Source organism: Agarivorans albus (assembly GCF_019670105.1).
Classification (GTDB): domain Bacteria; phylum Pseudomonadota; class Gammaproteobacteria; order Enterobacterales; family Celerinatantimonadaceae; genus Agarivorans; species Agarivorans albus.
Map to the genome: position 1 here is coordinate 1,030,669 of NZ_AP023032.1, position 13,349 is coordinate 1,044,017.

Genomic DNA, 13,349 nt, shown 5'->3' on the forward strand with positions numbered 1-13,349 from the left:
GCAATATCGGAATGATTAAAAGGCGACAAAATGATAAGTAGCAAAAGCAAATTAATGGTAGCCCTGTTGGCTGCGTCGGCAGTTACTGCAATAGCAACTACGGCCGAGGCTTGTTCTCGAATTATTTGGGAGACCGAAAACCACGGGGTATTTGTGAGCCGTACGATGGATTGGATGGAAGAGAATCAACCGACCATAGAAATTCGTCATTCAGGGCAGACTTACAAGGGGCATAGCAGTGAGCTAGGTAAAACTTGGACGTCTAAGTACGCTTCAATTGGCATGACACTATATGGTATCGGAATTGTTGATGGGTTTAATGAAGTTGGCTTCTCTGCTAATGGCTTGTTCTTAGACGAAGAATCGGCAGGCGATTTAGAGGGCGAATTAGCGCAGGTTTCAAATGCGGTGTTTGTGGCTTATTTACTGGATAACTTTGCGACTGTTGAAGAAGCTTTAGAAAATATTAATGAGATTGAGATTCAACAATTCTCGCACAATGGTCATTCGATGCGTGGTCATTATTCTATTCAGGATAAAAATGGTGATTCTGCAATTCTTGAATTTGTTGATGAGGGCTGGAAAATTTATCACGGCAAGCAGTATGACGTAATGACTAATAGCCCTACATTCCAGCAGCATCTTACCAACTGGAGTGAAGCACAACCAGCCTCTGAAGATGTGATAGATGGCGAATACCCAATACCAGGCAATATTAACTCTGCGCAGCGTTTTGTTTGGAACAAGTATATGAAATCTCAGCTAAAAGAGCCTACGAGTTACACAAACGGCTTGGCCAAGCTAGATAGCGTTACTTATAAAATTCCATTAGATGCTGCTAATCGCCCAGACGCTGCAGGTGTAATGCGTGGGTATGCAACTATCTACTCTGTGGGCTACAACCTTGATCAAAAAGTGATGCAAATTCGCTATCAGTTTGGTGACGCTTACACCCATTTCTTTGTTGATTTTGACAAACTGAATGACGGTAAAAATTACCACCTTGCCGCAGATAGCCCAGATTTATTTGGCGATGTGACGGGACAGTTTATCCAAAATAACGGTGTTATGGCGCACTACGCTACTCATTAATCCAGTCCCCTATTTGATTAGATACTGAGAAAAAGTTTAACGACTTGTTTCGGGGTTTCTATGACAGCAATTCTCTAGAAGTTCGCAAACCTATACAGGAGGCGTTTTCGCCTCCTTCCTTGGATAGTAAAATGACGTCAAAATACTTGGTACTGTTTGTATCACTCTCACTTTTTTCTTTAATTTCTTTCTCTGAAACCATCGATAAAGAGATTGATCCTTCAGACCTCACAAGGGTTTACACTCAAGCCGCACTCATGGTGAGTGGTAATAGTAATGTTATGCCTGTCGGCATGATTTCCGGTGGATACAATAATGGTCATCAATTCGCCCTGCTTGCCGAAGCAAAGTTTGGCAAGAGCGGAGAGAATGCTGACAATGAGTTTGGCTTAGAGTACGGAACTTCTCGTTTTCAGTATTTTCAGGTTGCTGATACCGGCTCAAGCTTTATGCCAAGAGCGGGTCTCTCTGCTGACTATATCAATGTGCGCTCTTCCAGTATCAAGTCTGACTTACTTGCATTGGGTGGGGTTGCAGCAATAAATCAGCAGTTTACACCTGGGTTTATGTTATTCCCGATGGCAGGTTATGTGTTTGGGAACATGGAAATTAACGGCATTAAAGAAGATGTGGATGGCGTTAACCTATCTATCGCGGCATCGATTCCAATTGGTGGTAATGGAGCATTTATGATGATTTGGCCTGAATACAGAAAGATGAGCGGGAACAGCATTAAAACTGAGAATGTATCAACAAAATTGATCCTTAACTCACCTCTAACCGATGACCGAAAATGGTGGATAAATACCCGTATTGAATTAGACAATTCACAGTTGAAGCTTGGCGAAGATAGCTTAGTAAAGCAGCGAAATTCTGATGTATATATGGGGATTAGATATTTTTTCTAGTTTAGCCAAATGAAATAGGTTAAAGGTTTAGCTGCGTCGCAGTCTAACCACCTTCATTATCTCAAACTCAAAGCCGGCGCGCAGTTGGTGGCTGGGGTAGTAGCTAAGATTAACCCGTGCACCTTTTAAGTCTTGGTAGCGTTGCTTACGTTTGTAAACAAAGGGGACGTCGTAGCCTGCAATCATTAATGTATGTAAGATCCAGTCGCCTTCTTCGCGTTGCACGTGGGAGGCAACTTTCACATCTTCAGAATGGATTAGCGCTGGGCGCTTTTTGAGTAAGGTTTCTGGATCTTTTTTAAGCATTGTTAACTAGCCGTAAACACAAAGGTAAGCTGTTTCGGTTGGTACTTTTAGCTGAAACTTAGCATTGCCGGGTACGTTGAATTGTTGGCCGTCTTTAAAGCTTACCCATTCAGTTTCACCAGGAAGTTTAACAATCAATTCGCCAGCAACAACAACCATTAACTCAGGCTCAGCTGTACCAAATTCGTATTCACCTACAGCCATAACACCTACCGATGATGGCTTATCCTTGCCTGAAAACCCGATTGATTTTACTTGGCCGTCAAAGTACTCGTTGCTCTTTAACATCACATTTCCTTGTTTGAATCGATTGTGCAAAAACGCAGGCTAGCATAATGTTAGGCTATTTGGATCGACTAATGAGTTATTTGCACAATGAATGAACAGTTTCTATCGGCAAATGAGCCCTTTGATAAAACATTATTGCTGAAGGTTGCTCGCCACAAAATGCCCTTTGGAAAATACGCTGGTCGAGAAATTATTCGCCTTCCCGAAGAGTACCTACTTTGGTTTGCCAACAACGATGGTTTTCCTAATGGAGAATTAGGTCAATTAATGGCATTAGCCCTTGAAATTCAAATAGCTGGCTTAGAAAAGATCATCTGGCCACTTATCGATACAAAACATCAATAACTTTCCTTGTTAACTGGTTGTTTTTCGTTCATCTCTTTGCTAGCGTGTTATTTCTAAATGCTTTTGTTCAGAACTTTAATCAAAATTTAACAGTTTATTGACGGTTTAGGGCTGATCTTATTGAGTATTTAGTAGAGAATGTAAAACGCTTTAGCAATGCTTGTTGATAGTCCAAAGTTTTTCCTGGTTCTAAATTTTTTAGGTGTGGTTAAATTTTTGTCGCTGGCTTGCCTAGCAAATACGTTAAATTGCACTTGGAATATGAGAGGACGATAATGTCAGGTCAGGGATTATCAGGAACCGTTAAATGGTTCAACGATGAAAAAGGTTTTGGTTTTATTGCACAAGAGAAAGGTCCGGACGTTTTTGTTCACTTTCGCGCTATCAACGGTAACGGTCGCCGTACCTTAACTGAAGGTCAAGCGGTAACGTTTGATGTTGTTCAAGGCCAAAAAGGCCCGCAAGCTGAAAACGTAACTGCCCTATAAACAACGCAGTTGTCTGTTTCAGTTAAAACGCTATCACTTAGATAGCGTTTTTTTTTGTTTACAGATACGACTAAGGTTGAATACTTATTGTATTGTCAGCTAGTTAGCTGCTTTGTTAATCTGATCCAGGGTCTGTTGGCCTTTCAAACAAAGTTAATCGCGAAAGATCAACAGACCCTCATAACAAATTGAAAGATTTTATAGCTGTTCAGGTCTGTGTAGGGCGATCAATTTCGACCTTATTCATTTTAAAAGGATAGGTTAGACCGTGATTTCAAAATCTTGTTTGGTGCCAGAGATGCAAACTATTGCCGATAGTTTTTGGCATTATTCGGAGCAGGTTTATTCAAGACCTGAAGTGAAGAAACTGTGTTTATGGTTACAAGAGCAACACACCCGTAATGTAAACCTACTGCTTTGGTTGAGCTTTTGCCAACAGCAACGCTGGACAGTTAATTTAGAGCTATTGCTCAGCCAAATTAATAATAGCGAACAGAAAATTACTGAGTTCCGCCGTTACCGGAAAAAAATGAAGCCCTACCTGAGTGAAACTCAATACCATTTATTACTAAAACATGAACTAAAGCTTGAACGTCGCCAGCAGCAATTGTTAGTACTCAGCCAGCAGCGCCACCCTGGTCGACAAACTGCTGACGTAGCCCTGACTAACTATCTTAATCAGGCTGATGCTTCCGCTCAGTACTTAGCAACGATGAACTTAGCCATACTGGACGGCAAGTTGCATAGTTAAACTAACTAGCGTGCGTAGATTGAAGCTGCAGCCCAGTACTTAGCTGCTATATATTTAGTCGCGATGAACTTAGCCATTCTGGATGGCAAGCTGCATAGTTAAACTAACTAGGGTGCTTAGATTGAAGCTGCAACTCAGTACTTAGCTGCTATATATTTAGTCGCAATGAACTTAGCCATACTGGACGGCAAGCTGCATAGCTAAGACTAATTAGCGTAACTAGATTGAAGCTTCCGCCCAGTACTTAGCTGCCATATATTTAGTCGCAATGAACTTAGCCATTCTGGACGGAAAGCTGCATAGCTAATATTCACTAGTGGACTTAGATTTAGGCTTCAGCCCAGTACTTAGCTGCTATATATTTAGTCGCAATGAACTTAGCCATTCTGGATGGCAAGCTGCATAGTTAAGACTAATTGGCGTAACTATGCAGCTTCAGCCCAGTACTTAGCTCTGATGTTGGTACAAGGTTTTGTATAAGCCAGTTTGTTCAATTAGCTGCTGATGTTCACCTACTTGGCTAATGGCGCCATCATCTAATACATAAATTAGATCGGCTTGTTTAATTGCACTTAAACGATGAGCAATAATTAGTGTGGTTCGCTGGTCTAAAAAGCCTTGCAGGTTACGATGCAGTTTGGCTTCGGTATCTGTATCTAAGGCCGAGGTGGCTTCATCTAATACCACTACTTGCGGTTTAGCCAAGATCATTCGGGCTATCGCTAGACGCTGTTTTTGCCCTCCCGAAAGTCTTACGCCACTTCTGCCCACTAATGTGTCTAGGGTGTCGGGTAGCTTTTCAACAGTTGTTTGTAGCTCGGCAATAGCCAAGGCTTGCCACAGCTCATCATCACTGTGTTGGCGACCCATGTTGAGGTTTTCTCTAACCGTAGTATTAAACAGTATCGGTTGTTGTAATACTGTGGAGATATTACTACGAATGGTGGAATAACCGACTTTTTCAATTGGGGCTTTATCTAACAAGATTTGGCCACTGTCTTTTTGGTAAAGCCCTAGCAGCAGGTTCACCAAGGTAGACTTACCGCCGCCACTTACCGACACCACCGCAACTTTTTTACCTGCTGGCAAGGTTAGGCTAATGTCTTTTAGTACTGGGGATTCTGCTGAGTAACTAAAGTTGACGTTCTTGAATTCGATATCAAAGTTCTGTTGTTTGGCAAAGGGGTCTACTTCGCAAGGGTAGTGGGGCTCTTGTTTTAGCTCAAATAGTTGATTTAAGCGCGCTAACGCAGCGTTAGCGCTAAAGTAGCTGTATTGAATGCTCAATATTTCTTGCACTGGTCCCATCATAAACCACAAGTAGCCAAATACTGCGAAGATTTGCCCTACGGTTAAATCAGAAAAGACCACCATTAACATGGCTATTGCGCGAAACACCTCAAAGCCAACAAGGAAGATGGTGAAGCTAAGGCGGTTTACAGCATCGGTCTTCCAATGCGAGGCAATGGCGTGGTCTTTTAACTCGCCAGCGGCGCTAATTACTCGCGAAAAGTAATGGCCTTCTCGTTGTGTTGCGCGTAGTTGCTGAATGCTGTCTAAGGTTTCAATTAAGGCAAGCTGAAAGGCTTCAAAGGCTGCGTTTTCTTTTTTCTTTAGCTCTTTTACATGGCTGCCGAAAGAGCGGGAGAAATAGATAACAGCTGGGTTGAGCAGCAAAATAATTAAGCCTAGTTGCCAGTCAATCCACAGCAAAATAACTGCCGTACCAACAATGGTGAGCAAGGCTACTAGAAACTTGGACAGGCTTTCGCTAATAAATTTATCTAGGGTTTCTACATCGGTGATGCAACGGGCGCTTATGCCGCCAGAGCCTTGAGTTTCATATTCACGTAGTTCAACCTTGGGCAAGTGTTCGACTAGGCGCTGACGGATCAAAAAGCTAATTTGCTTACCAATAAAGGTGAATTGCCTAGCCTGCAAAACACCAATCACTAGTGATGATAAACGTAAACAAACCACCACCAATAAAATAGTAAGAATATAACCAGTGGCGGTATGCCAGCCTTCGGGAAGTACTTGTTGAAGTACAGATATGGCTTTGCCTGGTTTTTCTAACAATACCTCGTCAACCAACAAAGGCATCATAAGTGGGATGGGTACACTCACTAAGGTAGCCAAAATGGCAATAAGGTGAGCGTAAACCAAGGGCTTTTTATAGTGGAAAATTTGTTGGCGAATGGTTGCCCAAGTAAAGGCAGCCGAGGAGACGTTTGAATGCATAATCTAAATAAGAATCTTTTTCATCTGTAATTTGGCAAGTCTACGGAGACTGAGATAAAAAAGCTAGAGGCTGCAAGCATTCTGGCTTGCAGCTAATTTGGCGAGTTGCAGTAAGACGCTAAGCCTTATTCTTCGCTAGTATCAATATCGCTGGCTTTTTGCGCCTTTTTCTGGCGAATAATAGGTGCGTCGCCCATTTCGGTGCCGGCAGCAAAAGTTTTGTTGGTTTTCACCTTAGGTTTGCTGGTCTTGGCTTTTTTCTGGGTCTTCGCTTTTTGGGTATTTTTACTAAAGCTAGGCTTGGCATATTTAGGGCGTAAACCTTTAAATTTAGCGGCTAGACCCTCTAGGCTAATAAACTCTACTTTTTGCTCCAATAGTGCTTCTAGGGTTTTGAAGCTATACCAGTCTTTTGGTCCAACCAAGGAATAGGCTTGTCCAAGATTGCCTGCTCGGCCAGTTCGGCCAATGCGGTGCACATATTCTTCTACATGTTTAGGCATATCGAAGTTAATCACATGAGAGACTTGCACAATATCCAGGCCGCGTGAGGCAAGGTCGGTCGTAAATAAAACCTTTTGGTGACCACGGCTAAATTCATCCATGATCTTGTTGCGTGCGCCTTGGCTTAAATCGGCATTTAAGGCCGAACAGCTGATACCTTGCTCGGTGAAAGCGTCGGCGAGGCGCTGAGTGTCGGCTCGTGTCGCAGTAAACACAATGGCTTGATTTACAGTGTCTTGTTTTAGTATCTCTGCAAGTTGCGCTTGTTTATGGTCGAGGTGATCACTTAACAAAAACTGCTGATTAATGTCTTGATGCTGGGTAAAGCTAAAACCTACCGCTATGCGCTCTGGCTCATTGAGCAATTCAAGGGCGAACGAGTTAATGGCTGCATCATCTAAGGTGGCCGAAAACATTAAGGTTTGACGCTTACGGTGGTTCGCTGCTTTGTTCACATAGTTGAGTTGCTCGGCAAAACCTAAATCTAACATTCGGTCGGCTTCGTCGAGGATTAGCAGCTCCAGTCCGTCTAAAAACAAATGGCGCTTACTAAGGTGGTCGGCTAGGCGACCTGGCGTTGCTACTACAACCTGTGGATCTTTTCGTAGCAACTTACTTTGATCGTTAAAGTTTTCTCCGCCGGTGATAAGGCAGGCACGTGTTTGTGTATTGGCAATAAGTAAACGCAGCTGCGCAAATACTTGCTTAGCCAGTTCACGTGTGGGGGTTAAAATTAGCGTGCGTGCATCGCGCTTAGAGAGAGCTCGCGTTTTTAGCATACGCTGCATGGCTGGCAGCAAGTACGCTAGGGTTTTACCTGAACCTGTTTTAGATGATGCTAGTAGATCTTTGCCTACCATTGCCGCGGGAATTGCCCGAGCTTGGATCTCGGTGGTTTCACTAAAGCCAAGGTGCTCAATGGTTTTATTTAGGCGGGGATCTAAGCCCAGTTCAGTAAACTGCAAGTTGTAACTCTCTTCAAATGTATGTGATTGAGATTATAACCGTAAATGCTCTGGCTCACATTAAGGATTAGAGCTTTATTGAATTACTTAACCAACAATTCAGTTTTTTTGCGAAAAAAATGTAAGCAGTGATGAAAATGTTTACTTCATTAGCTAATTTATCCTTAGTTATTGATTTGTAGCATAACAGTTTAAAAAACAGGCACTTTTACTTGCTTAAGCGGGGTTGCCTTGCCATAGTTGAAAGCTGCAAGGATTAGCTTTAGCAAAGGATTGATAATGGCTGGTATTTCCGAAAAAGCGGCAAGTACGAAGCGGCGATTTTCGTTTCATATTCATCTCGTCAGTGTGATGATTTTAATGCTGATTACCAGTGGTTTGGTGATTGGCACTCTTAACTATTTTCATACCAGTGATATTGTTGCCGAGAATCAGGCTAGGGCCCTAGAGCAAGTAGGTCGCGCCACTGTCTCTGAGCTGGAAGGCGTAATGTTTCCAGCACAAAATTTTGTACATAGCTTGGCCGCTATGAACCTTACAATGGCTCAGCTTAACAATAGCCAACGTAGCTGGTTGCCAATGCTGTATTCAAGTTTAAGCCAGCAGCGCGGATTATCAGCTGTTTATATGGGCTATGCCAACGGCGATTTCTACTTAGTTCGCCCCTTAGATACCTTAGAAAAACGTCAGCAAGTTAGTGCCCCAATCGGCTCGGTTGTATTAGTTACAAAAATCGTTAACGGACATTCTAGTAACGTATTTTACGATAATGAATTGAGACCGCTTCGTGACCAAATAGATCGCAATTATCAGTTAGATCCACGTGAGCGCCCTTGGTATAAATTGGCCATTAATAGCCCCTCAATTGTTGCCACCGATCCCTATGTTTTTTACACCACCAAGGAAGTGGGGGTGACCTTTGCTCATGCCAATAAGCAGCGCAACATGGTAGTGGGTGCAGATCTTACCTTAGCCAGTGTGTCTAAAAGCTTAGGTAAGAATAAGCTCAGCGAATCCTCGTTACTAGTGATGTTTAACAGTGACTATTCAGTACTGGCACACCAGCAAGCCTCGTGGATAGCAGATAACCTACAAGTCACCGAAGAAGAAGTTATTTTACCGCGTTTAGATAAACAAAACTTAGGGGTTCTTTCTCAGTTCTCTGATCATTCTGGAGCTGTTGATGGCGGCAGTTTTATTATTAACGGTGAGCATGAAGATTGGATTGGTCAAATTATTGAGCTTACCTTAGAGGTCAATGCAGACCGTGAAAACGTAAAAATAGATAAGCTGTTTTTAGGGCTAGCTTCACCTGAAGACGAAATATTGATGGATGCTCGAGCGGCCCGCGATCAATCGGTTGTTTTTAGTATATTCATTGTGCTGGTTTCAATACCTATTGCTTGGTATGTGTCGCGCTTAGTGGCCAAACCTTTACGTGAGTTAATGAACCAGAATGAAGCTATTATGGCCTTTGATTTTGATGCAACTAAGCAAGTTAACTCGGTGGTTTTAGAGGTTCATCAACTAAGCCGAATTACGGAACAGCTGAAGAAAACCATTAAACAGTTTTCTGATGTATCCACCATGCTCGGTGAAGAAGATAACTTTGGTCGCTTGCTCGATAAAAGTGTGCAAGAAATGCAAACCATATTAGATATGGAACAAGGCGCTATTTGGCTGAAGAACGATCAATTGTTCGAGCTGCAAACCAAAGCTCTTGAGGGCATGCAGCTGCCACAGACCTTTACTTATGCTGATACTTTAACTCAGCCTTTGGTTAAGTATTTGCTCGACACCACCACCAGCTCAACCACCAAGTTTACCAGCCTAGATTACCAAGGTAAGCCGCTCAACTTGGTTGTATCTCCGTTGATCAATCGAGAAAACAAACTAGTGGGCATGATTGCAACATTTAGCCATCATCAAGCTAATGTCTCGCCACGTGTGCTGTCGTTTATTGATGCCTTAAGTAGTGTGGTGACTATCGCCATTGAAAATCGTCACTTAATTGAATCACAAAAGAACTTATTGGAATCTTTCATCAAGCTTACCGCAGGAGCGATTGATGCTAAATCGCCCTATACCGGTGGTCATTGCCAACGAGTTCCAGAGCTTACTAAAATGTTAGCCAATGCAGCGGTAGAGCAGCAGCACGGAGTATTTGCCGACTTCTCGATGAATGAAGCGCAATGGGAAGAATTGTACATCGCCAGTTGGTTACATGACTGCGGTAAAGTCACCACCCCCGAATACGTAGTGGATAAAGCTACCAAGTTAGAAACCATTTACGATCGAATTCATGAAGTTCGTATGCGCTTCGAAGTGCTTAAACGAGATGCTCAGCTGAGCTATTGGCAGCAGGTAGCTGGTGGGCTGCCGGAGCAAGAGCAAGAAACTTTGCAAGCACAATTAGAACAGCAGTTAGCCACCTTGGATGAAGAGTTTGCCTTTGTGGCAAAATCTAATATTGGTGGTGAGTTTATGGGGGCTGAAGATATTGAGCGTTTGCATCAAATTGGCCTACGAACTTGGCAACGCACCATTGATGACAGCCTTGGTTTATCCCATATGGAGCTCGACCGTCGCGCTTCGCAAAGTACTCATTTACCGGCTACTGAAAAGCTCTTGGATGATAAACCAGAGCACATTATTTATCGTCGCGAAGATGAGAAGATTGATGCCGACAACCCTTGGGGCTTCAAACTTAAGGTACCCGAGTATAAATACAACCGTGGTGAACTTTATAACTTAAGCATTGCGCGTGGCACGCTTAGCGAAGAAGAACGCTACAAAATTAACGACCATATAGTACAAACCATTATTATGTTGGAGAAGCTGCCGTTCCCTCATCACTTGAGAAGAGTACCAGAAATTGCCGGAGGACATCATGAGAAAATGGATGGTACTGGCTACCCGAAACAGCTCACCAAAGAGCAAATGCCTACCACTGCTCGAATGATGGCGGTGGCAGATATTTTTGAAGCCTTAACGGCAGTGGATAGGCCTTACAAAAAAGGTAAGAGCTTGAGTCAGTCGCTGAAAATTATGCGCTTTATGTGTGATGACAAACATATTGATGCCGACATATTCAGGCTATTTTTGCACTCTGGAATTTACCTAGACTACGCTAAAGCGTTCCTAAAACCGGAACAGATAGACGAGATAGACATAAACGACTATTTGCCCGATCAAGCTTAGGTTTACCCACCATCTGAGGTGAGTTAGTAAAAAGGGTGCTTAGCTTATTTAGCCTGCACCTTTTTTGTTCTTCATATGCACTAACAGCGACAACATTCAGCAGCTAGCTAATATTGGTACTAATCTCCAACTACAATATTGCGCCCGGCATCTTTGGCGTTATAAAGCAGCTCGTCTGCTCGGTTGAGCTGCGCATCTAAATGTTCTTCAAGGTTATTGGTCACACCGATGCTAACGCTTATCGACAGTGGGGTATCGTTGTAAATAAACTCTGTGGTTGCCACTTGCTCACGAAATGCATCTAACAGTTGGTAGGCTTGTTCATTGTTTAGGCCCGCCATCGCCACACTAAATTCTTCGCCACCGGTACGGGCAAACAAGAAGTTAGACAGGCCTGATTTCATTAAGCTAGAGAAATGAATGAGTACTGCGTCACCTGCTTCATGGCCGTATTGGTCGTTAAACTTTTTGAAATGGTCAATATCGAGTACTGCTACCGCCAATTGAGAGTTTTTATCCTCGGCTTTTTGGTGCAGTTTGCGCCCATGTTTAATGAAGAATCGGCGATTAGGAATCGCGGTTAAATAGTCTTGGTAAGCGGCTTTTTCAAGCTTTTCTACCAAAGCTAAAGTATGCAAGCTGTGATTGACTCGACATTGAAACTCCTCAATAGAGAAGGGTTTGTGTAAGTAGTCGTTAGCCCCATTTTTAATGAACTTACTCGATACCGTCGCATTATCCGCAGAGGATAAACCTAGAATGCTGATCCGTCGTTGCCCCATTTCGTGACGCACTTTTTGAACCAGTTGGAAGCCATCCATATTTGGCATTTGATAGTCGCTAATTAGCAATTTAATATCCGGATCATCTTGTAAATGCTTAAAAGCTTCCTGTCCGTCGTTAGCTTCAATTACTTGAAATAGGTGACGTTTTAGTAAACCACAGATATGTTTTCTCGCTAGCTCCGAGTCTTCGGCAACCAGTACTTTGGTATTTTGGTTTAGGTAGAGTTGATTTAAGGTATCGAAGGCCAGCTCGTAGGAGTAACGTCCTTCTTTTAGCACGTAGTCAACTACACCTTTTATAATTAACAGGGACTGGGTTTGTTCATCAAACGAGCCTGAAAGCACCACTGTTGGAATTTTGTTTTCCAATAGATAATCAACCAGTTCACCGTTTGGCGCATCGGGTAAGTTAAAATCCGCCAGCGCGGCAAAAAAGCTACTTGGGTCGGCGCTGTAAATCTGCTTCGCTTGTTCTAAGCTAGAGGCAAAAATTGGCTCAAGATGGTTTAAACGTGAAGACAAATGGCGGAGAATTTTTAGTACTGTTGGGCTGTCTTCTACTATAAGAATTTTCTGCATAGCTTGCTTTCCTAAAAACTCACTTGATTATTGTGCTTTGGGTCAAATAAAACTGAATTTTGAAAAACTAATATAACAAAATAACTGTTTGATGCAGCGCAGTTTTTTTAATAAGTAATAACAAAAACTTACTAAGCTATATTGTTTTATACCTACTAAATACAATTGTAGATGGATTTATGGCTGCTGGTTTTGTTTAATCAATCAGACGTGAATATTGTCACTGATCGTTTCTTTAAGGAGATAGCGTGTACTGGGCTGAATTTTTAACCGTGGTTGTGGTGCATTTGTTAGCCGTGGCTTCGCCGGGGCCAGACCTAGCAGTAGTGCTAAAAAATAGTATTTCCCTTGGTCGTAGAGCCGCTATTTTTACCTCCCTTGGCGTAGGTTGTGGGATTATGGTTCATGTGATTTATTCGGTGCTGGGAATCGGCTTAATCATCTCTCAGTCGATTTGGTTGTTTAACGTGATTAAATGGTTAGGCGCTGCTTATTTGATTTGGATTGGTATTCAAGGCTTGCGAGCAAAGCGTCGTGATGCCGCAGATATTGAAGCCGATACGGGCCTTAGGCTTAGCGATAAAAGTGCCTTTTTAAGTGGTTTTATGACTAATGGCTTAAACCCTAAAGCGACCTTGTTTTTCTTGTCTTTATTTACTGTAGTTATTAGCCCAACTACGCCAATGCTGGTGCAGTTAGGCTATGGTTTATATATGGTTTTTGCTACAGCCTTATGGTTTGCCATGATCTCCTGGTTGTTTAGTACTGCCCGAGTTCGCCGTAAGTTTTTGCAGGTAGGACACTGGTTTGATCGCAGTATGGGTTTTGTTTTAGTAAGTTTGGGAATTCGTTTGCTTTTTAGTAGTCGAAACTAATAAGCATCATCAAAGACGCGG

General features: G+C 42.7%; 12 protein-coding genes. 7 read left to right on the forward strand and 5 right to left on the reverse strand.

The genetic code is table 11. The annotated features are described in order from the left end of the window. Positions 1-30: 30 nt before the first annotated feature. Positions 31-1,092, forward strand: a complete 1,062-nt coding sequence (locus K5620_RS04820; protein WP_016400365.1) for a linear amide C-N hydrolase — start codon at positions 31-33, stop codon at positions 1,090-1,092. 131 nt (positions 1,093-1,223) lie between these two features. Next, positions 1,224-2,000 (forward strand): hypothetical protein, encoded by a 777-nt coding sequence (locus tag K5620_RS04825; RefSeq protein WP_016400364.1) that lies wholly within the window; start codon positions 1,224-1,226, stop codon positions 1,998-2,000. 27 nt (positions 2,001-2,027) lie between these two features. On the opposite strand, the gene K5620_RS04830 is transcribed toward K5620_RS04825, so the two are convergent. Then, entirely contained in the window at positions 2,028-2,306 is a 279-nt protein-coding gene (locus K5620_RS04830) for a hypothetical protein (RefSeq protein ID WP_016400363.1), read from the reverse strand. 6 nt (positions 2,307-2,312) lie between these two features. Then, positions 2,313-2,594, reverse strand: a complete 282-nt coding sequence (gene ppnP, locus K5620_RS04835; protein ID WP_016400362.1) for a pyrimidine/purine nucleoside phosphorylase — start codon at positions 2,592-2,594, stop codon at positions 2,313-2,315. An 87-nt stretch (positions 2,595-2,681) separates the two neighbouring features. On the opposite strand from ppnP, the gene K5620_RS04840 reads away from it, so the two are divergent. The 3 genes from K5620_RS04840 to K5620_RS04850 all read left to right on the forward strand — a co-directional run bounded on the left by K5620_RS04840 (position 2,682) and on the right by K5620_RS04850 (position 4,178). Continuing rightward, positions 2,682-2,939 (forward strand): DUF3820 family protein, encoded by a 258-nt coding sequence (locus K5620_RS04840; protein ID WP_016400361.1) that lies wholly within the window; start codon positions 2,682-2,684, stop codon positions 2,937-2,939. Positions 2,940-3,214: 275 nt separating this feature from the next. Further along, entirely contained in the window at positions 3,215-3,427 is a 213-nt protein-coding gene (locus K5620_RS04845; protein WP_016400359.1) for a cold-shock protein, read from the forward strand. A 268-nt stretch (positions 3,428-3,695) separates the two neighbouring features. Next, positions 3,696-4,178 carry a TIGR02444 family protein gene (locus K5620_RS04850; protein ID WP_016400358.1) on the forward strand — a complete coding sequence of 161 codons (483 nt, stop codon included), beginning with the start codon at positions 3,696-3,698 and terminating at the stop codon, positions 4,176-4,178. Between the two features lie 447 nt (positions 4,179-4,625). On the opposite strand, the gene K5620_RS04855 is transcribed toward K5620_RS04850, so the two are convergent. Then, positions 4,626-6,419, reverse strand: coding sequence for an ABC transporter ATP-binding protein (locus tag K5620_RS04855; protein ID WP_016400357.1), 1,794 nt, complete (start codon positions 6,417-6,419; stop codon positions 4,626-4,628). 125 nt (positions 6,420-6,544) lie between these two features. Then, complete coding sequence (locus K5620_RS04860) at positions 6,545-7,888, reverse strand: DEAD/DEAH box helicase (protein ID WP_016400356.1); 1,344 nt, start codon at positions 7,886-7,888, stop codon at positions 6,545-6,547. 279 nt (positions 7,889-8,167) lie between these two features. On the opposite strand from K5620_RS04860, the gene K5620_RS04865 reads away from it, so the two are divergent. Then, positions 8,168-11,089: an HD domain-containing phosphohydrolase gene (locus K5620_RS04865; protein ID WP_016400355.1), complete on the forward strand. Its 2,922-nt coding sequence runs from the start codon at positions 8,168-8,170 to the stop codon at positions 11,087-11,089. A gap of 119 nt (positions 11,090-11,208) precedes the next feature. On the opposite strand, the gene K5620_RS04870 is transcribed toward K5620_RS04865, so the two are convergent. Then, on the reverse strand, positions 11,209-12,453 hold the full coding sequence (locus K5620_RS04870; RefSeq protein ID WP_016400354.1) for a diguanylate cyclase: 1,245 nt from the start codon (positions 12,451-12,453) through the stop codon (positions 11,209-11,211). Positions 12,454-12,701: 248 nt separating this feature from the next. Between K5620_RS04870 and K5620_RS04875 the strand changes: the two genes are divergently transcribed. Beyond that, positions 12,702-13,328: a LysE family transporter gene (locus tag K5620_RS04875; protein WP_016400353.1), complete on the forward strand. Its 627-nt coding sequence runs from the start codon at positions 12,702-12,704 to the stop codon at positions 13,326-13,328. Positions 13,329-13,349 lie beyond the last annotated feature (21 nt).